General features: G+C 65.8%; 17 protein-coding genes and 3 rRNA genes (1 of these 20 cut by a window edge). 15 read left to right on the forward strand and 5 right to left on the reverse strand.

Going from position 1 to position 21,520, the window contains the following annotated elements:
• The 3 genes from ACUDTM_RS14190 to rrf (ACUDTM_RS14200) all read left to right on the forward strand — a co-directional run.
• Window positions 1–1,582, forward strand: a 23S ribosomal RNA gene (locus ACUDTM_RS14190) (it extends 1,298 nt beyond the left edge of the window).
• A gap of 126 nt (window positions 1,583–1,708) precedes the next feature.
• Window positions 1,709–1,823 (forward strand): 5S ribosomal RNA (rrf, locus tag ACUDTM_RS14195).
• 131 nt (window positions 1,824–1,954) lie between these two features.
• A 5S ribosomal RNA gene (gene rrf / locus ACUDTM_RS14200) occupies window positions 1,955–2,069 on the forward strand.
• A 317-nt stretch (window positions 2,070–2,386) separates the two neighbouring features.
• Here rrf (ACUDTM_RS14200) and ACUDTM_RS14205 read toward each other — a convergent pair.
• Both ACUDTM_RS14205 and ACUDTM_RS14210 read right to left on the reverse strand, forming a co-directional pair.
• Window positions 2,387–4,096, reverse strand: a complete 1,710-nt coding sequence (locus ACUDTM_RS14205) for a M28 family metallopeptidase (RefSeq protein ID WP_445391369.1) — start codon at window positions 4,094–4,096, stop codon at window positions 2,387–2,389.
• A gap of 86 nt (window positions 4,097–4,182) precedes the next feature.
• A complete protein-coding gene (locus ACUDTM_RS14210) occupies window positions 4,183–4,845 on the reverse strand; it encodes a hypothetical protein (RefSeq protein WP_088496639.1) in 663 nt (220 codons plus the stop codon).
• Window positions 4,846–4,940: 95 nt separating this feature from the next.
• Between ACUDTM_RS14210 and ACUDTM_RS14215 the strand changes: the two genes are divergently transcribed.
• Window positions 4,941–6,239, forward strand: a complete 1,299-nt coding sequence (locus ACUDTM_RS14215) for a murein hydrolase activator EnvC family protein (RefSeq protein WP_188241546.1) — start codon at window positions 4,941–4,943, stop codon at window positions 6,237–6,239.
• 108 nt (window positions 6,240–6,347) lie between these two features.
• Window positions 6,348–7,808, forward strand: coding sequence for a S41 family peptidase (locus ACUDTM_RS14220; protein ID WP_188241547.1), 1,461 nt, complete (start codon window positions 6,348–6,350; stop codon window positions 7,806–7,808).
• A 60-nt stretch (window positions 7,809–7,868) separates the two neighbouring features.
• On the opposite strand, the gene ACUDTM_RS14225 is transcribed toward ACUDTM_RS14220, so the two are convergent.
• Complete coding sequence (locus ACUDTM_RS14225; protein WP_053498727.1) at window positions 7,869–8,561, reverse strand: rhomboid family intramembrane serine protease; 693 nt, start codon at window positions 8,559–8,561, stop codon at window positions 7,869–7,871.
• A gap of 227 nt (window positions 8,562–8,788) precedes the next feature.
• On the opposite strand from ACUDTM_RS14225, the gene ACUDTM_RS14230 reads away from it, so the two are divergent.
• The 3 genes from ACUDTM_RS14230 (at window position 8,789) to ACUDTM_RS14240 (ending at window position 12,010) form a co-directional block, all read left to right on the forward strand.
• Entirely contained in the window at window positions 8,789–10,216 is a 1,428-nt protein-coding gene (locus tag ACUDTM_RS14230) for an outer membrane protein transport protein (protein ID WP_005414995.1), read from the forward strand.
• Window positions 10,217–10,350: 134 nt separating this feature from the next.
• Window positions 10,351–10,950: a nicotinamide riboside transporter PnuC gene (pnuC, locus tag ACUDTM_RS14235; RefSeq protein ID WP_072169014.1), complete on the forward strand. Its 600-nt coding sequence runs from the start codon at window positions 10,351–10,353 to the stop codon at window positions 10,948–10,950.
• Window positions 10,937–12,010, forward strand: a complete 1,074-nt coding sequence (locus tag ACUDTM_RS14240) for an AAA family ATPase (protein ID WP_072169015.1) — start codon at window positions 10,937–10,939, stop codon at window positions 12,008–12,010. Before pnuC ends, ACUDTM_RS14240 begins: the two co-directional genes overlap by 14 nt.
• 118 nt (window positions 12,011–12,128) lie before the next feature.
• Here ACUDTM_RS14240 and putA read toward each other — a convergent pair whose 3' ends face one another.
• Entirely contained in the window at window positions 12,129–15,347 is a 3,219-nt protein-coding gene (putA, locus tag ACUDTM_RS14245) for a bifunctional proline dehydrogenase/L-glutamate gamma-semialdehyde dehydrogenase PutA (RefSeq protein WP_088496636.1), read from the reverse strand.
• A gap of 274 nt (window positions 15,348–15,621) precedes the next feature.
• Here putA and ACUDTM_RS14250 point away from each other — a divergent pair, with 274 nt between their 5' ends.
• Genes ACUDTM_RS14250 through ACUDTM_RS14275 form a run of 6 tightly spaced genes read left to right on the forward strand, consistent with a single transcriptional unit; the run spans window position 15,622 to window position 20,454 of the window.
• Complete coding sequence (locus ACUDTM_RS14250; RefSeq protein ID WP_021202927.1) at window positions 15,622–16,098, forward strand: DUF2244 domain-containing protein; 477 nt, start codon at window positions 15,622–15,624, stop codon at window positions 16,096–16,098.
• An 11-nt stretch (window positions 16,099–16,109) separates the two neighbouring features.
• Complete coding sequence (gene coxB, locus ACUDTM_RS14255) at window positions 16,110–17,066, forward strand: cytochrome c oxidase subunit II (RefSeq protein WP_072169018.1); 957 nt, start codon at window positions 16,110–16,112, stop codon at window positions 17,064–17,066.
• A 59-nt stretch (window positions 17,067–17,125) separates the two neighbouring features.
• Window positions 17,126–18,733 (forward strand): cytochrome c oxidase subunit I, encoded by a 1,608-nt coding sequence (gene ctaD / locus ACUDTM_RS14260; protein WP_005407790.1) that lies wholly within the window; start codon window positions 17,126–17,128, stop codon window positions 18,731–18,733.
• 8 nt (window positions 18,734–18,741) lie between these two features.
• The gene (locus ACUDTM_RS14265; protein ID WP_445391370.1) at window positions 18,742–18,978 is read left to right on the forward strand and encodes a hypothetical protein; all 237 of its coding nucleotides are present in this window, start codon (window positions 18,742–18,744) and stop codon (window positions 18,976–18,978) included.
• Window positions 18,975–19,565 carry a cytochrome c oxidase assembly protein gene (locus tag ACUDTM_RS14270; protein WP_053498717.1) on the forward strand — a complete coding sequence of 197 codons (591 nt, stop codon included), beginning with the start codon at window positions 18,975–18,977 and terminating at the stop codon, window positions 19,563–19,565. The genes ACUDTM_RS14265 and ACUDTM_RS14270 overlap by 4 nt, the downstream gene beginning before the upstream one ends.
• Window positions 19,566–19,578: 13 nt before the next feature.
• Window positions 19,579–20,454, forward strand: a complete 876-nt coding sequence (locus ACUDTM_RS14275) for a cytochrome c oxidase subunit 3 (RefSeq protein WP_005407793.1) — start codon at window positions 19,579–19,581, stop codon at window positions 20,452–20,454.
• A gap of 20 nt (window positions 20,455–20,474) precedes the next feature.
• Here the strand turns inward: ACUDTM_RS14275 and ACUDTM_RS14280 are convergent, their stop codons facing one another.
• Complete coding sequence (locus ACUDTM_RS14280) at window positions 20,475–20,693, reverse strand: twin transmembrane helix small protein (protein WP_049416782.1); 219 nt, start codon at window positions 20,691–20,693, stop codon at window positions 20,475–20,477.
• Between the two features lie 57 nt (window positions 20,694–20,750).
• Between ACUDTM_RS14280 and ACUDTM_RS14285 the strand changes: the two genes are divergently transcribed.
• Window positions 20,751–21,467, forward strand: coding sequence for an SURF1 family protein (locus ACUDTM_RS14285; protein WP_072169022.1), 717 nt, complete (start codon window positions 20,751–20,753; stop codon window positions 21,465–21,467).
• Window positions 21,468–21,520: the final 53 nt, after the last annotated feature.

Here is a 21,520-nt window from a genome sequence, read left to right on the forward strand (position 1 = left end):
TGCGCAACGTTAATCGGCGCAGGGTGAGTCGGCCCCTAAGGCGAGGACGAAAGTCGTAGTCGATGGGAAGCAGGTTAATATTCCTGCACCTCGCGTAAGTGCGATGGAGGGACGGAGAAGGTTAGGTGTACCAGGCGTTGGTTGTCCTGGGGAAAGGCGGTAGGTTTGGATCTTTGGCAAATCCGGGATCCTCTAAGACCGAGCACCGAGACGAGCCTTTATGGCAAAGTCACTGATACCACGCTTCCAGGAAAAGCTCCTAAGCTTCAGCTTACGCAGACCGTACCGTAAACCGACACAGGTGGGTAGGATGAGAATTCTCAGGCGCTTGAGAGAACTCGGGTGAAGGAACTAGGCAACATGGCACCGTAACTTCGGGAGAAGGTGCACCCTTTTTGGTGGCTCGTGCGAGCTATAGCTGAAGAGGGTCGCAGTAACCAGGCCGCTGCGACTGTTTATCAAAAACACAGCACTCTGCAAACACGAAAGTGGACGTATAGGGTGTGACGCCTGCCCGGTGCTGGAAGGTTAATTGATGGGGTCAGCCGCAAGGCGAAGCTCTTGATCGAAGCCCCAGTAAACGGCGGCCGTAACTATAACGGTCCTAAGGTAGCGAAATTCCTTGTCGGGTAAGTTCCGACCTGCACGAATGGCGTAACGACAGCGGCGCTGTCTCCACCCGAGACTCAGTGAAATTGAAATCGCTGTGAAGATGCAGCGTTCCCGTGGCAAGACGGAAAGACCCCGTGAACCTTTACTATAGCTTTACACTGAACGTTGAGTTCGTCTGTGTAGGATAGGTGGGAGGCTATGAAACCATGGCGCTAGCTGTGGTGGAGCCATCCTTGAAATACCACCCTGTCGTGCTTGACGTTCTAACCTGGGCCCATTATCTGGGTCGGGGACCGTGTATGGTGGGTAGTTTGACTGGGGCGGTCTCCTCCTAAAGAGTAACGGAGGAGCTCGAAGGTACGCTCAGCGCGGTCGGACATCGCGCACTGTGTGCAAAGGCATAAGCGTGCTTGACTGCAAGATCGACGGATCAAGCAGGTAGGAAACTAGGACTTAGTGATCCGGTGGTTCTGTATGGAAGGGCCATCGCTCAACGGATAAAAGGTACTCCGGGGATAACAGGCTGATACCGCCCAAGAGTTCATATCGACGGCGGTGTTTGGCACCTCGATGTCGGCTCATCACATCCTGGGGCTGTAGTCGGTCCCAAGGGTATGGCTGTTCGCCATTTAAAGTGGTACGCGAGCTGGGTTCAGAACGTCGTGAGACAGTTCGGTCCCTATCTGCCATGGGCGTTGGAGATTTGAGAGGGGCTGCTCCTAGTACGAGAGGACCGGAGTGGACGAACCTCTGGTGTTCCGGTTGTCACGCCAGTGGCATTGCCGGGTAGCTATGTTCGGAAGCGATAACCGCTGAAAGCATCTAAGCGGGAAGCGCGCCTCAAGATGAGATCTCCCGGGGCACAAGCCCCCTGAAGGAACCATGTAGACTACGTGGTTGATAGGTCAGGTGTGTAAGTACAGCAATGTATTGAGCTAACTGATACTAATGATCCGTGCGGCTTGACCATATAACCTCAAGTTGCCTTGGCTTTACGACAGCGTCGTAAGAGCATCCAAGTGCACGCTACGTCACAAGAACTATGCGAGGCTGGCGCCTTGTCCCACAGGGACGAGTGCGACACTCCAAAAGCCTCCCTGGTGAAATTAGCGCTGTGGAACCACCCGATCCCATCCCGAACTCGGAAGTGAAACGCAGCTGCGCCGATGGTAGTGTGGCTCAAGCCATGCGAGAGTAGGTCATCGCCAGGGTTTATACCCAAAACCCCGCTGCTGACGCAGCGGGGTTTTTCTTATTAAGTGAAGGCATTGCTTTTCTGGATACCTTCCGCCCATGGGCAAGATCGCGAGGCTGGCGCTGCAAGCGCTGCTGCAACCGTCTCCCTGGTGAAATTAGCGCTGTGGAACCACCCGATCCCATCCCGAACTCGGAAGTGAAACGCAGCTGCGCCGATGGTAGTGTGGCTCAAGCCATGCGAGAGTAGGTCATCGCCAGGGTTTACACCCAAAACCCCGCTGCTGACGCAGCGGGGTTTTTCTTTGGGCGCAGGAAACGTGGGTAGTGCCGGCCGCTGGCCGGCAACCCGATGGCGTTACATCGCTCGCTAGATCCACGCCCTGCGTGGATGCCCTCTGCGAGGAAGCATGGCGCCAACCAAGGTTGGCCGCTACGAATCGATTGCCGGCCAGCGGCCGGCACTACCGGCAGATCCACACCAGCCGTGGATCTGCCGCCGACGGTACGCAAAAGAAAAGCGGCGCCCCGTGGGGCGCCGCTCTGCTCTCAAGAGTGCTCAGTCGAGCATGGCCCGACTTTACTTGGCCGAAGCCTTGTCCTTCATCATCGCGTCGCGGGCCGCCTTGAACGGGTTGCCTGCATACCAGTTCGGCCAACGATCACCACCTGCCAGCTCCTTGCCGACGCCGTACATCAGCTGCAGGTCTTCGACGGCGCCATCCAGCTTCCAGGTGGCGGCGTCGAACTCGTCCTTCGGGCCATGGTAGCGGTTGGCGCCGTAGTCCGCCGCGGCCTTGCGGCCCGCTTCCACGCCACCCTCGCGCAGGTCCTCGCCGCCATCGGCGTACAGGGCCGGCACACCGGCCTTGGCGAAGTTGAAGTGATCCGAGCGGAAGTAGAAGCCGCTTTGCACCGAGGTCTCACCGTGCAGCGTACGGTCCTGGGCGGCGGCCAACGGCTTAAGGATGTCCTCCAGCTCCGAGCTGCCGAACCCGGTGACGGTCACGTCCTTGGCACGGCCAGCCACCGACATGGCATCGATGTTGATCACGCCGGCGATCTTGTCCAGCGGGAAGGTCGGGTGGGCGACGTAGTACTTCGAACCCAGCAGGCCGGATTCTTCCAGGGTCACGGCCAGGAACACCACCGAACGCTCCGGCTTCGGGTCCTGGTGGGCCATGGCTTCGGCCACTTCGAGAATACCGGCGACGCCGGTCGCATTATCGACGGCGCCGTTGTAGATGTTGTCGCCGGTCTCGTCCTCATGCTTGCCCAGGTGATCCCAGTGCGCCATGTACAGCACCGCCTCGTCAGCGCGCTTGCTACCCGGCAGCACACCCACCACGTTGCGCGACTGCTTCTGTGCGATCTGGCTCTTCAGGTCGACCGCAGCGGTGGCCTTCAGCGGCACCGGCTTGAAACCGCGCTTGCTGGCGTCCTTGTAGGCCTGCGCCAGGTCCAGGCCGGCACCGGCGAACAGTGCCTTGGCCGCGTCGGCGCTCAGCCAGCCCTGCACCGGAATGCGCGCTTCCGGGTCATCCTTGGCCGGCAGGTCGTACTGCGGGCCCGCCCAGGAGTTCTTCACCACGTCCCAGCCGTAGGAGGCGCCGGCGGTGTCGTGCACGATCAGTGCAGCAGCGGCGCCCTTGCGCGCGGCTTCCTCGAACTTGTAGGTCCAGCGGCCGTAGTAGGTCATGCGCTTGCCGTCGAACAGCTTCTCGTCCTCGACGTGGAAGCCCGGGTCGTTGACGAACATGACGACCGTCTTGCCTTTCCAGTCCTGGCCGGCGTAATCGTTCCACTTCTGCTCCGGCGCATCGACGCCATAGCCGACGAACACCAGGTCGCTGGCATCGACCTTTACCTCGGCCTGGCCGGTGCGGGTACCCACCACCATGTCGGTGCCGAACTTCAGCTCGGTGGTCTTGCCGCCCTGGGTGATCTTCAGCACGGTCGATTCGTCGGCCGTGGTCTCGGTCATCGGCACATCCTGGAACCAGCTGTCGCCGTTGCCGGGCTGCAGGCCGATGCGCTGCATCTGGTCGCGGATGTAGTTGACCGTCAGCTCTTCGCCCTTGCTGCCCGGCGCGCGGCCTTCGAACTCATCCGAGGCCAGCGTCTTGACCATCTCGGCGAAGTCGCCGGCATTGATCTCCGGGGAGAACGAATGGGCGGCCGGCTTCGCCGCAGCGGTGTCGGTGGCCGGCGCGGCGGCGGGCGTGTTTTCGCCTTTGCAGGCACTGAGCGCGGCCGCGGCGGCCAGGCACAGGAGGAGTTTGCGGGGCATCGTCGATTCCTGGAGAACAAAGGGCGGCCGCACCTGATGCGCGACCGGTAACAGTGAGTATTACCGAACCGGCAGGTCCGGCGGGTTCAGTCCGCCGGGGCGGTATCGGTGTCGAACGGGATTGGCTCGGCGCCGGTCACCGGGCCGATGCGAGCGGAGCGATGCACGTACAGCACCACTTCGCGTTCGAACTGCAGGGGGCCGGTGACCACCGCATTCGGGCCGATGATCACGCGCGGCTTGCGGCTGGCGGTCAGCGAGACACTGAAGTTCGGCTTGCGCACATGCACACCGCCGTTGACCTGCGAACCGATACCGACGGTGATGTCACCATTGACGGTCTCCACGTCCTTGCCGACGCGGCTCTCGACCAGGCCGATGCCGCCGTTGACGGTCTCGACGCCGCCTTCGATCTGGCTGCCGCGATCGGTGAAGATGCTGCCGTTGACGGTGCTGACGCCGCCACTGGCGATCACTTCACGACCCAGGCGCACACCACCGTTGACCGTTTCGATCTTGCCGGTGCGCGCGCGGTCGGCGACCTTCACCCCGCCGTTGACGGTGTCGATGCTGCCGGTCTCGACGCCCTCGCCGACGCGGATGCCGCCGTTGACGGTGTCCAGCTTGCCGTAGCGTTGCCCGGGTTCGGCGCTGATGCTGCCGTTGACCTTGCTGATGTTCTCCTGCGCACAGACCGGCCCGGTGGCCAGCAGTACGCCCAACAGCAGCGGAATGGAAAGAGTTTTCATGGCGACCTCGATGGATGTGCGGCTGGCAGGCCGCGTGCGGAGATGTCACCATTCCCCGGTAGCCCCCGCAACTGCCTGAAGTCACTGGAAAGCCCTTGCGCGACAACGCCTTCCCATCACGCCGACATCACATTGCCGCTGCCCGCGGCGGTCGCTGCCTGCTGCTGGGGCTGGCGTTTGCGCTGGCCCTGCCGCTGCCCAGCGGTGCGCAGACCACCCGCGAGACCGAGCGCAAGCTGCAGAAACTGCGTACCGAACTGAAGGGCGTGGCGCAGGAGCGACGGCAGATCGAGGGCCAGCGCGGGCAGGCGTCGCGGCAGCTGCGCGAGGCCGACGAGAAGGTAGCCCGCACCGGTCGTGCACTTGCGCAGACGGAAGCCGCGCTGCGCGAGCAGGGCCGCGCCCTCGCCGAAGCCGAGCAGCGCCGCAGCACGCTGCAGGGCAACCTGGCCCAGCAGCACCGCGAACTGGCCGGGCTGTTGCGCGCGGCGTATCAGCTGGGCAACCACGCACCGCTGAAGCTGCTGCTGTCGCAGGACACGGTGGCCGATGCCAACCGCGCCCTGGCCTACCATCGCTACCTGCAGCGCGAGCGTGCGCAGCGGATCACCACGCTGACCGCCGACCTGAAGGAACTGGAAGCGCTGCAGGCGCAGATCGCCGAGCGCAAGCAGAAGCTGCAGGGGACGCAGCAGGACCAGAAACAGCAGGCAGCCGCCCTGGAAGCGGACCGCCGCGATCGCGCAAAGACCGTTGCCTCGCTGGAAGAGCGCTTCAAGGACCAGCGCGAGAAGGAACAGGCATTGGGCCAGGACGCCAAAGCACTGGAAACGCTGCTGGCCAACCTGCGTGCCGCTGCCGCGCGGGCCGAAGCCGAGCGGCGCGCCGCTGCACGCCGGGCCGCCGCCGAGAAAGCCGCTGCCGAGCGCGCCGCACGCCAGGCCGCCGCGCAGGGCCGTCCACCGCCGCCCACCAAGGTTCCACCTGCGGTGGCGTCGGCACCGGCGCCGAAGGTCGGCGGCCTGGGGTGGCCGTTGTCCGGCAACCTGCTGGCCCGCTATGGCGGCAAGCTGCCCGATGGGCGCACCAGCAGCGGTGTGCTGATCGGCGCGCCAGCCGGCAGCACGGTCACGGCCGTGGCCGATGGCACCGTGGTGTTCTCCGACTGGATGACCGGCTACGGCATGATCCTGATCGTCGACCACGGCAACGGCTACATGAGCCTTTACGCGCATAACGACACCCTGCTGAAGGATGCTGGCGCGCGGGTCAGCCGCGGCGATGCCGTGGCCAAGGTCGGCAATTCCGGCGGCCAGGGCGTCACCGCGCTGTACTTCGAGCTGCGCCGTGGCGGGCAGCCGGTCAACCCGGACAGCTGGCTGCAGCGGCGCTGAATCCTGGCCCGCCGGATGCGGGCCGGATTCAACGGGAATTTAGCTGTGCTTCGCGCATAATCGGTGCATGTGCCTTGGGCACCATGCCACCGTCGACAGGAGTGATCCATGCGCGCAGCCCGTACCGCCACCCTCTTGCTGGCCCTGTTGCCAGCGCTGTCCTGGGCGCAGCAGACCGCGCCCGCCCCAAGCCAGGAAACCAGCGGGCAGGCAGCGAACAGCGAGGAGGCGGTGACCTCGAAGGTGCCGCTGGAGGAAATCCGCCGTTTCGTGGCCGTGTACAACGCGGTGCGCGCCGCCTATGTCGACCCGGTCGATGACAAGAAGCTGATGCAGTCAGCCGTGCGTGGCCTGCTGCTCGACCTTGATCCGCACAGCACCTACTTCAACAAGGAAGACGCGCAGGCCTTCGACGAGCAGGCCAACGGTGCCTACGAGGGCATCGGCGTGGAGCTGCAGCAGCAGCCGGACAACGCCAGCATGAAGGTGATCGCGCCGATCGACGACACGCCGGCAGCCAAGGCCGGCATCCTTGCCGGCGATTTGATCATCGCCATCGACGGCAAGCCGATCAGCGCGATCGATGCGAGTGAACCGCTGCGCGGCCCGGCCGGCAGCAAGGTGGTGCTGACCATCGTGCGTGACGGCAAGCCGAAGCCGTTCGATGTCAGCCTGACCCGCCAGACCATCCGCGTGACCAGCGTGCGCAGCCGCCTGCTCGAGCCGGGCTATGGCTATATCCGCCTGAGCACCTTCCAGGCCGATACCGGCTCGGACTTCCAGAAGCACGTGCAGCAGCTGCAGAAGCAGTCCGGTGGCCAGCTCAAGGGCCTGGTGCTGGATCTGCGCAGCAACCCGGGTGGCCTGCTGACGGCCGCCGTGCAGGTCGCCGACGATCTGCTCGACAAGGGCAACATCGTCAGCACCCGTGGCCGCATCAGCATCAGCGATGCCCGGTTCGACGCGACCCCGGGCGACCTGCTGAAGGGCGCACCGGTGGTGGTACTGGCCGATGCCGGTTCGGCCAGCGCCTCGGAAGTGCTGGCCGGCGCGCTGCGCGACAACAGGCGCGCCCGCGTGGTGGGCAGCCGCACCTTCGGCAAGGGCTCGGTGCAGACTGTGCTGCCGCTGGACAACGGCGATTCGGTGAAGCTGACCACCGCGCGCTACTACACGCCCAGCGGCAAGTCGATCCAGGCCACCGGCATCGTGCCGGATGTTGAGTTGAAGCCCGCCGCCACTCCGGCGGAGGATGCCCTGCCGGCCAGCCTGAGCGATTACAGCGAAGCGACACTGCCGGGCCATCTGCGCGGCGATGACGAAGGCACCGAGGGCTACCACGCCGGTGCGGTGCTGCCGGGCGACGGCCCGATCAACGACGCGCTGGCCGAGCTGAAGAACCCCGGTTCGGTGGCCGCACGGTTGAAGGCCGAGGCCGCGAAGGCGGATGCCGCCAAGGCCGCGAAGGCCGCTGCGGTGAAGCCCGAAGCCAAGCCGGAGGCGAAGGTCGAACCGAAGGCAGACAGCACGCCGGAAGCCAAGCCCGCTCCTGTGCCGGCCAAGCCTTGATTCCTGGTCTACGAACGAGCGGGTGAGCGTGGAGCCGGCCAGCGGCCGGCTCTACCTGGATCAGAAGCCGTGCCGCTTGCGCAGGCGGCGCGCGATCGCGGCGCGTACATAGACCCCGTACACGACGCCGAACACGAAGCCGCCGATGTGCGCCCACCAGGCCACCATGCCGAAGCTTGGGCCGATGTGGGCGAACACCACTTGCAGCGCCGCCCAGACGCCGATCAGCAGGTACGCCGGGGCGCGCACGAACTCTAGGAACAGGCCGAGCGGGATCACCACGCCCAGCCGCGCGCCCGGGAACAGGGCCAGATAGGCGCCGATCAGGGCCGACACCGCGCCGCTGGCGCCGATGATGATCTGGTCCGGGCTGCCCATGGTGTAGATCGCGACCAGGTTCGACACTGCGCCGCCGACCAGGAACAGCAGCAGCAGCCGCCACGGCCCCAGCACCCGCTCGGCGGGCAGGCCGAAGATCAGCAGGAACACCAGGTTGCCCAGCAGATGTGACCAGTCGGCGTGCAGGAACAGAGCGGTGAACAGGCGCAGCACGCTGCCGTCCTGCAGGGTCGCCCACCAGTCCAGCGGGTGGGTCAGACCGGTGGACAGGGCGCCCCAGTCCAGCCAGAGGCTGCCGCGGGCATCGTCCGGACGCGAGATCGACCACAGGAATGCCAGCCACAATGACGCGAACAGCACGGGCGTGGCCCAGCGCAGGGCCGCCTTCTTGCGGGACGGGAGCGAGACGAACATGCCAATAGCCTAGCGTGCGGCCACTTTCGGTGGGGATGGTCCTGTTCAGCTTTTGAGACGAAAAAACCGCCTGCGCTGTTATTGTTTCATTAACAGGTCTGGGTAATACTCGCATACGGCGTCGTATGTCGGGAGGGGAATCCGGCGCGCTCCGATGGGTCCCAGGACCCGGCGGGCGCAGGCGCACTCAGAGCACCATCACCGCTTACCGGAGAGAGAGAACTACGATGCAAACCGCTTCCACCATTGCCCGACTGACCCTGCTGGCCGTCGGCGTTGCCGGTGCGCTGGCCGCCGCCGATGCCAATGCTGCCGCCTTCCAGCTGAAGGAAAACAGCGCCAAGGGCCTGGGCCGCGCGTTCGCCGGCTCCACCTCGACCGAAGGTGACGCCTCGGTCATCGCCACCAACCCGGCCTCCATGCGCCTGCTCGACGGCACCCTGGTCCAGGGCGACGTCAGCGCCATCAGCTTCGGCGCCAAGTTCCGCGGCCAGGGCCAGTACGGCAACGGCGCGCCGATTTCCGGTGGCAACGGCGGCGACGCCGGCATGATCGCCCCGGTTCCGGCCGCGTACTTCCACGTGCCGTTCGGCGAGAACGACAACATGCACTTCGGTGCTTCGCTGACCGTGCCGTTCGGTTTCAAGACCGAATACGACCGCGACTGGGTCGGCCGCTACAACGGCGTCAAGACCGAGCTGCAGGCCATCGACCTGGGCGTGGCGTTCTCCTATGACGTCAACCCGTACCTGTCGTTCGGTGCTTCGGTGTTCGCCGAGCGCCTGAACGTCGACCTGACCAGCGCTGTCGATACCGGCACCGCGATCAACGCCACGGCCCAGCGCACCGCTGCGGCGCGTGTGCTGGCTGCAGGCGGCACCGCAGCCCAGGCTGCGGCGGCGTCGCAGGCCGCTGCACGCCAGGCCGCCCAGCTCGGCTTCTCGCCGGGCACCGCCGATGGCTACCTGCGCATCAAGGGCGACGAAGTGTCGGTCGGCTACACCCTGGGCATGACGGTCACCCCGGTGGAAGGCACCAACATCGCCTTCAGCTACCGCTCGAAGGTCGAGCACAAGATCACCGACGGCAAGGCCGACTTCACCATCCCGCAGAACGCTGCCGCCTTCCTGGCCACTGCCGCCCCGGGTACCTTCATCGACAGCAACGGCCGCGCCACCATCACCCTGCCGGCCAGCGCCACCGTGGGCTTCACCCACCGCGTGAACGACCAGTGGCAGATCATGGCCGAGGTCACGCGCACGGCGTGGAGCAAGTTCGACCAGGTCACCGTCGACTATGACTCCAACCAGCCGGACAGCGTGCTGCCGTTCCACTACCGCGACACCACCTTCGCGTCGATCGGTACCGATTTCCGCGTGAACGACAAGCTGACCCTGCGTGGCGGCCTGGCGTACGACCAGACCCCGACCACCGACGCCCACCGTGACGTGCGCGTGCCGGACACCACCCGCAAGTGGCTGTCGCTGGGCCTGACCTACGCCGCTTCGGACAAGATGGAATACAGCGTGGGTTACACCCACCTGTTCACCAAGGATCCGAACATCACCTCGACCTCGGCCACTGCCAACACCGTGACCGGCAAGTACAAGGTGAGCGGCGACGTGCTGGCGGCGTCGATGCAGTACAAGTTCTGATTCGGGCGATTGCCTGAAGCAGTACGAGGAGAGCCCCGCGCAAGCGGGGCTTTCTTTTTGCGGAGGGTATCCACGCATGGCATGGATCTACGGGTCCGACGACGCAGGACGTGGATCTACGCGACAATGGTGCGATGAACCTGTCCGACCCGAACTTCCAGCTGGAGCTGGCCGCCAATATCGCCGTCGCCGGCTCGATCCTGCTGGCTGGTCGCAACAACGTGCACACCTGGTGGCTGGGCATCGTCGGCTGCGCATTGTTTGCGGCCGTGTTCGAGCGCTCGCACCTGTATGCGGACATGGTGCTGCAGTTCTTCTTCATCGCCATCAGCGTGCTGGGCTGGTGGCAGTGGCTGCGCGGCGACCATGGCGCGCCGCTGCCGATCACTGCGCTGCGGCCGCGTGCGTGGGCCTGGCTGGCGCCGCTGGCGATGGTGGCCACGTTCGGCTACGGCTGGATGCTGACCCGACTGACCAACGCCTATGCGCCTTACATCGATTCGGCGGTGCTGGTGCTGAGCGTGATCGCGCAGATCCTGATGATGCGGCGCAAGCTGGAATCGTGGTGGGTGTGGCTGCTGGTGAACACCGTGGCAGTGCCGCTGTACTACAGCCGTGGCCTGCATCTGACCTCGATCCTCTACATCGGTTTCTGGATAAACGCGCTGGTCGCCCTGCGCCATTGGCGCCATCTGATGCGGACCGAGGCCAAGGCAGCCGATGCCGCCGCCTGAGCGCGTCGCGCGGGGGTTGGTGGTGGGCAAGTTCTGCCCGCTGCACCTCGGCCACGAACGCCTGATCGACTTCGCCGCCACGCGCTGCCGGCAGTTGCTGGTGATCGGCTGGTCGCAGCCGGGTTTTGCCGGTTACAGCGCTGCTCGCCGCGAACGCTGGTTGCGTGCGCGCTTCCCCCGGGCAACGGTGGCGGTGCTGGATGATGCGCGGTTGGCAGCGCTGTGTGCCGAACATGGCGTGCCGCCACGCGTGTTGCCGCACGACAGCGACAGCGAGCACGTGCAGCGCGAGTTCACCGCCTGGCTGTGCCAGCACCTGTTTGGTGGCCCGGTGCAGGCGGTATTCACCGGCGAGGACTACGGTGACGGCTTCGCGCAGGCGCTGGCCACGCACTTCGGTGCGCCGGTACGCCATGAGCGGCTCGAACGCGCATTGGACGTCGGGCAGGCGTGTGGCACCCAGCTGCGCGCCGATCCGCATGCGCACCGCCATGGTCTCGCACCGGAGGTGTACGCCGGATACGTGCAGCGCGTGGCCTTCATTGGTGGCGAGTCCAGTGGCAAGACCACGCTGGCGCGGGTGATGGCCGAGCGCCTGCAGACCGCCTGGGTGCCGGAGTATGGCCGCACGCTCTGGGAGCAGCAGGGCGGCGACCTGATGCCGGATGATCTGCTTCGCATCGCAATGACCCAGCCGCAGCATGAAGACGAGGGCGCGCGGCGGGCGCATCGCTGGCTGTTCTGCGATACCACGCCGCTGGTGACGCTGGGCTACAGCGGCTGGATGTCTGGTACGGCGCCGGAGGCACTGCGGCAGGCTGCATTGCGGCCATATGACCTGCTGTTCGTGTGCGCGCCGGATATTCCGTTCGATCAGGACGGCACACGGGTGGGCGAAGCATTCCGGGCGCAGCAGCATGCGTGGTACGTGCGCGAGCTGCAGGCGCGGGGCGTCGAATACGTGCTGCTGGAAGGCGATCTGGAGACGCGCATCGCGCGCGTACAGCGTGAGCTGGCGAAGCGGGCGGACAACCGGTTCAGTGTGACCCTGCCTCTGTAGCGCCGAGCCCACGCTCGGCTGTGCCGGAAAAGCCGAGCGTGGGCTCGGCTCTACAGGAAGCAAAGCACAAAAAACCCCGCATTCGCGGGGTTTCTTGTTTGCCGCACCAAGCAGGCGATCAGTCGCCCAGGGTCAGCAGCGAGGCGTTGCCGCCGGCGGCGGTGGTGTTCACCGTCACCGTCTTTTCGGTGGCAAAGCGCAGCAGGTAGTGCGGGCCGCCGGCCTTCGGACCGGTGCCGGACAGGCCCTGGCCGCCGAACGGCTGCACGCCGACCACCGCGCCGATCTGGTTGCGGTTGACGTACACGTTGCCGACATGGACGCCGTTGCTGATGCGGTCAACGGTCTCGTCGATGCGCGAATGCACGCCCAGGGTCAGGCCGTAGCCGGTGGCGTTGATCTGGTCGATCACCGCGTCGAGCTGGTCGCCCTTCCAGCGGATCACGTGCAGAACCGGACCGAAGACTTCCTTCTGCAGCTGGCCCAGGTCCTTCAGTTCATACGCGCGCGGTGCGAAGAAGGTGCCATTGGCGGCTTCGGCGGACAGCTCGGCGGCGGCGATCAGGCGCGCTTCGCGGTCCATGCGCTCGGCGTGGTCCTGCAGGATCTTCAGCGCGTCGGCATCGATCACCGGGCCGACGTCGGTAGACAGCAGGCCCGGGTTGCCAACCTTCAGCTCCTTCATCGCGCCGGCCAGCATGGTCATCACCTTGTCGGCGATGTCGTCCTGCACGAACAGCACGCGCGCGGCCGAGCAACGCTGGCCGGCGGAGGTGAAGGCCGAACCGATCGCGTCCTTGACCAGCTGTTCCGGCAGCGCCGAGGAGTCGGCGATGAAGGCGTTCTGGCCACCGGTCTCGGCGATCAGCACGCCGATGGCGGCGTCACGCGCGGCCATCGCACGGTTGATCGCACGGGCGGTCTCGGTGGAGCCGGTGAAGGCCACGCCGGCCACGCGCGGGTCGGCGGTCAGCGCCGCACCCACGGTGGCGCCGTCGCCCGGCAGGAACTGCACCACCTCGGCCGGTACGCCGGCATCGTGCAACAGCTTCACCGCGTAGTAGCCGATCAGGTTTGTCTGCTCGGCCGGCTTGGCGATGACGCTGTTGCCGGCGGCCAGAGCAGCGGCGACCTGGCCCAGGAAGATCGCCAGCGGGAAGTTCCACGGGCTGATGCAGACGAACACGCCGCGGCCGTGCAGCTGCAGCTCGTTGGATTCACCGGTCGGGCTGGGCAGCTTCTCGGCGTGGCTGAACTGCTCGCGCGCCTGCTTGGCGTAGTAGCGCAGGAAATCCACGGCTTCGCGCACTTCGGCGATGCTGTCGGGCAGGCTCTTGCCGGCTTCCTTCACGCACAGCGCCATGAACTCCGGCATGCGCGCTTCCAGCTGGTCAGCGGCGTGTTCGAGGATGGCGGCGCGGCTGGCGGCCGGGGTGCGGTTCCAGGCCGGTTGTGCGGCCACGGCGTTGGCCAGGGCCTTCTGCACGGTGGCGGCATCGGCGGCCAGCCACTGGCCGACCACCTCGCGGGTGTCGGCCGGGTTGGTCACCGGCAGCGCGGCGCCGGCCGGGTTGGCACCCGGTACCAGCGGCGAGGCCTGCCATGGCTTCACGGCGGCGTTGAGCTGCTCGGCCAGGGCGCGCAGTTCGTTGTCGTTGGCGAGGTTGGCGCCCATGGAGTTCTTCCTGTCGTGGTTCTGGCTGCGCAGCAGGTCAACCGGCAGCGGGATCTTGGGATGCGGAATCGATTCGAACGAGGCGACCATCTCGACCGGATCGCGGATCAGGTCGGCGATCGGCACGCGCTCGTCGGTGATGCGGTTGACGAAGCTGGAGTTGGCGCCGTTTTCCAGCAGGCGGCGCACCAGGTACGGCAGCAGGTCTTCGTGCGAACCGACCGGGGCGTACACGCGGCAGGGCAGGTTCAAGCGGTCGGCCGGCACCACTTCGGCGTACAGGTCGTCGCCCATGCCGTGCAGCTTCTGGTGCTCGTACACGCCGCCGTTGGCGATGCTGCGCACGGCCGCGATCGTGTGCGCGTTGTGCGTGGCGAACATCGGGTAGATCGCGTCCGCATGGGTGAACAGCCGCTTGGCGCAGGCCAGGTAGGACACGTCGGTGTTCTGCTTGCGGGTGAACACCGGGTAGCCCGGGTAGCCTTCGATCTGCGCACGCTTGATCTCGGCATCCCAGTAGGCGCCCTTGACCAGGCGCACCTGCAGGCGGCGACCGGCACGGCGTGCCATGTCGGCCAGGTGGTCGATCGTGTACGGCGTGCGCTTCTGGTAGGCCTGTACGACCACACCGAAGCCATCCCAGCCAGCCAGAGAGGCGTCGGAGAACACCTGCTCGATGATGTCCAGCGACAGTTCCAGGCGGTCGGACTCTTCGGCGTCGACGGTGCAGCCGATGCCGTAGCTCTTGGCCAGCTGTGCCAGTTCCAGCACGCCCGGCACCAGGTCCTTCAGCACGCGCTCGCGCTTGGCGTGCTCGTAGCGGGGGTACAGCGCCGACAGCTTGATCGAGATGCCCGGAGCGTTGTTGACGTCGCCGTCCGGGCGGCCGCCGCGGGCCTTGTGATCACTGCCGATGGCGTGGATCGCGCGACGGTAGTCTTCCAGGTAGCGCAGTGCATCCTTCATGGTCAGCGCGCCTTCGCCGAGCATGTCGAACGAGTAGCGGTAGCTGGCGTTGTCGCCCTTGTGCGAGCGCGACAGCGCTTCGCTGATGGTGCGGCCCATCACGAACTGGTGGCCCATGATCTTCATCGCCTGGCGTACGGCCAGGCGCACCACCGGCTCACCGACGCGGCCGACCAGGCGCTTGAATGCGCTGGGCGCATCGGCGCGCGTGGCGTCGTTCATCTGCACCAGCTTGCCGGTCAGCATCAGGCCCCAGGTGGAGGCATTGACCAGCACCGAGTCGCTGCCACCCAGGTGCTTTTCCCAGTCGGCATCGGCCAGCTTGTCGCGGATCAGCTTGTCGGCAGTGTCCTGGTCCGGAATGCGCAGCAGGGCCTCTGCCACGCACATCAGCAGCACGCCTTCTTCGCTGCCCAGGTCGTACTGGCGCATGAAGGCTTCGATCGCGCCCTGGTCCTTGGCACGCACGCGCACGCGGCCGACCAGGTCGGCGGCCAGCGCCTGCACCCTGGCCTGTTCCTCGGCGGGCAGGCGCGCCTGCGCCAGCAGCTCGCGGACGTGGTTGGCCTCGTCCTTCAACCAGGCATCGGTGATGGCCTGGCGGAACGGGTTGGGGGGCGCCGGCAGTTCCGGCGACAGCAGCGCGCCCGGACGCGGGGCGTCGTGGGCGGCAGGGGAGGAGGAAGGTGCGTTCATGCCGGTCCGGCCAGTGGAAAACTTGGCGATTTTAATCATTTTTGCGGGTTCCGGAAGTGCCCCGCAGACACCTTCATGAAGGGCTGATAGCTATTAACCGTGGTGGATTCGGCGTGTTCAGCAAACCCGGAAAAATTTGTGCTGAATTCGTCATTCGTGCCGCCGACCTCATGCTGTGTTGCAGCATCGGAAAATGTGTGAATGCACCCTTGCTACCTGCGAGAGGGCGGGGCTACCATCGAGACGTTTCCCGCGGCAGGAACGCGGTTGCGACATGATCGAGGTGCTTCCAGCTCCGGATGGGTCAGGTACGCAGCTGCGGCTGCGTCCCCCACGGGCGCTCGATGCCCGGCAGTTCGTCCTGTTGTTCACCGTGTTGTCGGGTGCGATGTGGCTGGTGTCCGCCCTCGGGTGGTGGGCCGGCAATGCATTCGCCCCCCTGTTCGCGCTGCTGTACAGCCTGGTGCTGGCAGCGGCGCTGCGTGCCTTGTGGCGCAGCGGTGAACGGCAGGAGGAGATCCGGGTAGTGCCGGCGTACGTGGAGGTCATCCCCGTACCCGGTGGATCGCCGGTGTTCCGGGCCCACCCGCACTGGGTGCGCCTGCTCACCGACGATGAGAGGGTCCGGCTGGCATCCAGCGGCCGGCAGGTGGAGGTGGGGAGTTTCCTCGCGCCGGCCGAACGCCAGACGCTCGCAGAGACACTTGAAAGCTTGCTCGCCGCCAGCGATGGCGGCAACCGACGACGCTAAGGGTCTAGGCAATGAAGCAAAGCAGCAGGTGGGGCACGAAGTGCGTGAACGCGGTCGCCGCGATGCTGGCGACCGGGGGACTGATTCCGGCGTCGGCCTGGGCCCAGGCGGCCGATCCCAAGCCGTGGCAGCTGAACATGGGCAAGGGGGTGACCCAGACCTCGCGCCTGGCCTGGGAATCGAACAACCTGTCGTTGATCATCTGCACGGTGATCGGCGTCATCGTGTTCGGGGCGATGGCCTACGCCATCTTCAAGTTCCGCAAATCCAAGGGCGCGGTCGCGGCCACCTTCAGCCACAACACCAAGGCCGAGATCATCTGGACGGTGATCCCGGTGATCATCCTGATCGTGATGGCGTGGCCGGCCACGGCCAACCTGATCAAGATGTACGACACCCGCGATGCCGAGATGACGGTCAAGGTCACCGGCTACCAGTGGATGTGGAAGTACGAATACCTCGGCGAGAACGTCACCTTCACCAGCCGCCTGGACCGCGAGTCCGACCGCGTGCGGCAAAGTGGCATCGTGCCGACCCGCGAAAGCCATCCGCACTACCTGCTGGACGTCGACAACCGGCTGGTGTTGCCGGTCGATACCAAGGTGCGTTTCGTCATCACCTCCGACGACGTGATCCACGCCTGGTGGGTACCGGCGCTGGGCTGGAAGCAGGACGCCATCCCCGGCTTCATCAACGAAGCCTGGACCAGCATCGAGCAGCCCGGGGTGTATCGCGGGCAGTGCGCCGAGCTGTGCGGCAAGGACCACGGCTTCATGCCGATCGTGGTCGAGGCGGTGTCCAAGGAGGACTTCAAACAGTGGCTGGCGCAGCGCAAGCCGGCGCCGGCTGCCGAACCCGCCCCCCCTGCGGCACCTGCAGAACCGGCTGCCCCTGCGGGCGAAGCACCGGCGGCACCTGCTGCTGCCGAAGCCGGCCGCGCACCTGCGGTTGCGGCCAGCGGCGCGTGATGTAAAGCCCGCGGCCGCTCGCGGCCGCGGTGACAACCGATTCTGAGAGGTGTTTTGCAATGGCGCACTCGGCAGTTGGGCACGACGATCACCATCACCACCAGAGCTTCTTCGAGCGTTGGTTCTTCTCGACCAACCACAAGGACATCGGCACGCTGTACCTGGGTTTCAGCTTCATCATGTTCATCATCGGTGCGGCGATGAGCGTGGTGATCCGCGCCGAGCTGGCGCAGCCGGGCCTGCAGTTCGTCAAGCCCGAGTTCTTCAACCAGATGACCACCGTGCATGCGCTGGTGATGATCTTCGGCGGCGTGATGCCGGCGTTCGTCGGCCTGGCCAACTGGATGATCCCGCTGCAGATCGGTGCGCCGGACATGGCGCTGCCGCGCATGAACAACTGGTCGTTCTGGCTGCTGCCGGTGGCCTTCAGCCTGCTGCTGCTGACGCTGTTCCTGCCGGGTGGTGCACCGGCCGGTGGCTGGACGCTGTATCCGCCGCTGTCGCTGCAGGGCGGCTACAACGTGGCCTTCAGCGTGTTCGCAATCCACGTGGCCGGCATCAGCTCGATCATGGGTGCGATCAACATCATCGCCACCGTACTGAACATGCGCGCGCCGGGCATCGACCTGCTGAAGATGCCGATCTTCTGCTGGGCCTGGCTGATCACCGCCTTCCTGCTGATCGCGGTGATGCCGGTGCTGGCCGGTGCGGTGACCATGCTGCTGACCGACAAGTTCTTCGGCACCAGTTTCTTCAACGCCGCCGGTGGCGGTGACCCGGTGATGTACCAGCACATCTTCTGGTTCTTCGGCCATCCCGAGGTCTACATCATGATCCTGCCCGCCTTCGGCGTGGTCAGCGAGATCATCCCGACCTTCAGCCGCAAGCCGCTGTTCGGCTACCAGGCGATGGTGTACGCCACCGCCGCGATCGCGTTCCTGTCGTTCATCGTCTGGGCCCACCACATGTTCACCGTGGGCATGCCGCTGGGCGGCGAGATCTACTTCATGTTCGCCACCATGCTGATCTCGATCCCGACCGGCGTGAAGGTGTTCAACTGGGTCAGCACCATGTGGCGGGGCTCGCTGACGTTCGAGGCGCCGATGCTGTGGTCGGTGGCCTTCGTCATCCTGTTCACCATCGGTGGCTTCTCCGGCCTGATGCTGGCGATCGTGGCGGCCGACTTCCAGTACCACGACACCTACTTCGTGGTTGCGCATTTCCACTACGTGCTGGTGACCGGCGCGGTGTTCGCGCTGATCGCGGCGGTGTATTACTGGTGGCCGAAGTGGACCGGGCGCATGTACAGCGAGAAGTGGGCCAAGGTGCACTTCTGGTGGTCGATCGTGTTCGTCAACCTGCTGTTCTTCCCGCAGCACTTCCTCGGCCTGGCCGGCATGCCGCGCCGCATTCCGGACTACAGCGTAGCGTTTGCCGACTGGAACCTGATCAGCTCGATCGGTGCGTTCGGCATGTTCGTCACGCCGTTCATGATGGCCGCGATCCTGCTGTCCTCGCTGCGCAACGGCGAGAAGGCCGAAGCACGCAGCTGGGAAGGTGCACGCGGGCTGGAGTGGACGCTGCCATCGCCGGCACCGGCGCACACCTTCACCACGCCGCCGACCATCCGTCCGGGGGATCTGGCGCATGACGACATCACGCATTGAGGTGGGGCATGCATAACGAGAGCCCACTACAGACCTGCAGAGCCGAGCCATGCCCGGCTGACGAAAAGCAGCCGAGCATGGCTCGGCTCTACAACTACGAAGAGCAGCCGACCAGCGGTCGGCCCTACCAGGGCGGAAGCATCGAACAGCAGCGCCAGCGTGCCCGGCGCACGGCGATGTGGGTCGGCGCCATCGCGGTGCTGGTCTACGTCGGCTTCATCCTCAGCGGGGTGATCGGCCGATGAGCGAGGCACCGGCCAGCACGCGGTCACCCAGTGCCGGGCTGCCGCGCCTGATCGGCGTGGCAGTGGCGGTGTTCCTGCTGACCTTCTCGCTGGTGCCGCTGTACCGCATTGCCTGCGAGAAGGTATTCGGCGTGCGCCTGGAACGCGGCCCGGGTGGTGAAGCCAGTACGGGTGCCGCAGCTGGCAAGCGCACCGTGCGGGTGGAGTTCGATGGCGGCGTCAATTCGCGCCTGCCGTGGTCGTTCCATCCCGAGCAGCTGACCATGGACGTGGTGCCCGGCGAACTCAACGAGGCGCTTTACTTCGCCCGCAACGACAGCCAGCAGGCAGTCGTTGGCAGCGCGGTGCCTTCGGTGGCGCCGGCACGCGCGTCGGGCTTCTTCAGCAAGACCGAGTGCTTCTGTTTCACCGCGCAGACGCTGCAGGCCGGCGAGAAGCGCGACATGCCGGTGCGCTTCATCGTCGATCCGGACCTGCCGCCGGAAATCAAGACGATCACCTTGTCCTACACCTTCTACCGCAACGACGCGTTGTCCGATCGGCTGGCCCCGGCCGCCACCTCGGACGGCGCGCACGCCGCACCCTGACCCGGATACCGACATGGCCCAGACACCGACCGACGCCAACGTGTACTTCGTCCCGGCCCAGAGCAAATGGCCCTTCGTGGGCTCCATCGCGATGATGGTGACCATGGTGGGTGTGGCCAGCTGGCTCAACGACGCCAGCTGGGGGCGCTGGACGTTCTACATCGGCATCGCGATGCTGGTGTTGACCCTGTTCTGGTGGTTCAGCGACGTGGTGCGCGAATCGCAGGCCGGCAACTACAACCACCAGGTCGATGGCTCGTTCCGGATGGGGATGATCTGGTTCATCTTCTCCGAGGTGATGTTTTTCGGCGCGTTCTTCGGCGCGCTGTTCTACACCCGCAACCTGGGCCTGTCGTGGCTGAGCGGCGAAGGCCGCGGGGTGATGACCAACGAGCTGCTCTGGCAGGGCTACTCCGCCGGATGGCCGACCAATGGCCCGGCGGCGATCGGTGGTGCCTTCCAGACCATCCCGGCGTGGGGCCTGCCGCTGATCAATACGCTGATCCTGCTCACCTCCGGCGTGACCCTGACCATCGCCCACCACGCGTTGAAGGCCGGCAACCGCCGCCAGCTGCTGATCTGGCTGGGCCTGACTGTGGTGCTCGGCCTCGGTTTCCTGACCCTGCAGGCGGAGGAGTACATCCACGCCTACAAGGAACTGAACCTGACGCTCGGTTCGGGTATCTACGGTTCGACATTCTTCATGCTGACCGGCTTCCACGGCGCGCACGTGCTGCTGGGCACGATCATGCTGATCGTGATGTGGCTGCGTTCGGCCAAGGGACACTTCACCCGCGACAACCATTTCGGTTTCGAAGCGGCCGCGTGGTACTGGCACTTCGTCGACGTGGTGTGGCTGATGCTGTTCCTGTTCGTCTACGTGCTTTGACCACGCACGCATCGGTGGCCTCAGCCGCCGACGCCGTGCGGCTTGATCCAGCCCATGTAGATGCTCACGATCACCAGTACGATCAACGCCACCGACACCGCGATGCGACGTGTCAGTGCGTTGACCGTGCGCTTGGTCTGGCCGCGGTCGACCAGCAGGTAATACAGGCCGGCGCCCAGGTTCCAGACGATGACGATCAGAAACGCGATTACCAGCAGGGTCTTCAGCGAATCACTCATGCGCGGCTCGAGGGCAGGGTGGGTGCGCCTATCTGACCGCGTTTGCGCGGACTTGTCATGATGCGCCAGCACACACGCGTGATCGGATGGTTGCTGGCCGTGCTGGCGATGGCCGGTTTCACTGCATTGGGGCTGTGGCAGCTGCAGCGCATGCATGCCAAACAGTCAATGTTGGATGCGCAGGGGCCAGCGGTGGCTCAGGCGCTGCCGCTGGCGCAGGCCCTGGCAGCCCCCGGTGCGTTGCACGGTGTGGCCGACCACGGCCGCTTCCTGCCTGGCGTGGTGCTGCTGGACAACCAGACCCGGCATGGCCGTGCCGGCGTAAAGATCTATCGCCCGTTCCGCAGTGACGAAGGCAGCGTGCTGCTGGTCGATCTTGGCTGGCGCGCGCTGCCGCCGGATCGCACGCTGCCGGACATACCGGCGCCGCCTTCGCCGGTGGCGGTGCGCGGGTTGCTGGCGCCACCGCCTTCGGCGGGGCTGGTACTGGGCCCGGCGTTCTCCGCCACCGGTGAGGCCGGGCGCTGGCTGGCCAGCCGCTTGCCGGCCGAGGGCCTCGCCGCAGCGCTGGGCCTGCCAACGCTGCCCGAGCGGGTCCTGCGACTGGACCCGGCGCTGCCCTTCGGCGACGAGCGCGATCTGGACCTGCTGCCGAACACGCTGCCGCCTCAGCGACACCTGGGCTACGCCGTGCAGTGGTTCGGCCTGGCCCTGACCGTGCTGGTGGTGGCGCTGGTGCTGGAGCGGCGCAGGAGACGGCCCATCGCCCGGTAGTGCCGGCCGCTGGCCGGCAATCCCCGGATTCCCGGATTCCTGGATGCCGGGCA

The sequence above is a fragment of the Stenotrophomonas maltophilia group sp. vghtpe118 genome, from assembly GCF_052605195.1.

Coding starts and splice junctions, on each gene's coding strand:
- ACUDTM_RS14265 (WP_445391370.1), top strand. CDS start 18,742: ATGCATAACGAGAGCCCACTACAGACCTGCAGAGCCGAGCCATGCCCG.
- ACUDTM_RS14220 (WP_188241547.1), top strand. CDS start 6,348: ATGCGCGCAGCCCGTACCGCCACCCTCTTGCTGGCCCTGTTGCCAGCG.
- ACUDTM_RS14225 (WP_053498727.1), bottom strand. CDS start 8,561: ATGTTCGTCTCGCTCCCGTCCCGCAAGAAGGCGGCCCTGCGCTGGGCC.
- ACUDTM_RS14285 (WP_072169022.1), top strand. CDS start 20,751: ATGATGCGCCAGCACACACGCGTGATCGGATGGTTGCTGGCCGTGCTG.
- ACUDTM_RS14210 (WP_088496639.1), bottom strand. CDS start 4,845: ATGAAAACTCTTTCCATTCCGCTGCTGTTGGGCGTACTGCTGGCCACC.
- putA (WP_088496636.1), bottom strand. CDS start 15,347: ATGAACGCACCTTCCTCCTCCCCTGCCGCCCACGACGCCCCGCGTCCG.
- ACUDTM_RS14280 (WP_049416782.1), bottom strand. CDS start 20,693: ATGAGTGATTCGCTGAAGACCCTGCTGGTAATCGCGTTTCTGATCGTC.
- pnuC (WP_072169014.1), top strand. CDS start 10,351: ATGAACCTGTCCGACCCGAACTTCCAGCTGGAGCTGGCCGCCAATATC.
- ctaD (WP_005407790.1), top strand. CDS start 17,126: ATGGCGCACTCGGCAGTTGGGCACGACGATCACCATCACCACCAGAGC.
- ACUDTM_RS14250 (WP_021202927.1), top strand. CDS start 15,622: ATGATCGAGGTGCTTCCAGCTCCGGATGGGTCAGGTACGCAGCTGCGG.
- ACUDTM_RS14205 (WP_445391369.1), bottom strand. CDS start 4,096: ATGCCCCGCAAACTCCTCCTGTGCCTGGCCGCCGCGGCCGCGCTCAGT.
- ACUDTM_RS14275 (WP_005407793.1), top strand. CDS start 19,579: ATGGCCCAGACACCGACCGACGCCAACGTGTACTTCGTCCCGGCCCAG.
- ACUDTM_RS14270 (WP_053498717.1), top strand. CDS start 18,975: ATGAGCGAGGCACCGGCCAGCACGCGGTCACCCAGTGCCGGGCTGCCG.
- ACUDTM_RS14240 (WP_072169015.1), top strand. CDS start 10,937: ATGCCGCCGCCTGAGCGCGTCGCGCGGGGGTTGGTGGTGGGCAAGTTC.
- ACUDTM_RS14230 (WP_005414995.1), top strand. CDS start 8,789: ATGCAAACCGCTTCCACCATTGCCCGACTGACCCTGCTGGCCGTCGGC.
- coxB (WP_072169018.1), top strand. CDS start 16,110: ATGAAGCAAAGCAGCAGGTGGGGCACGAAGTGCGTGAACGCGGTCGCC.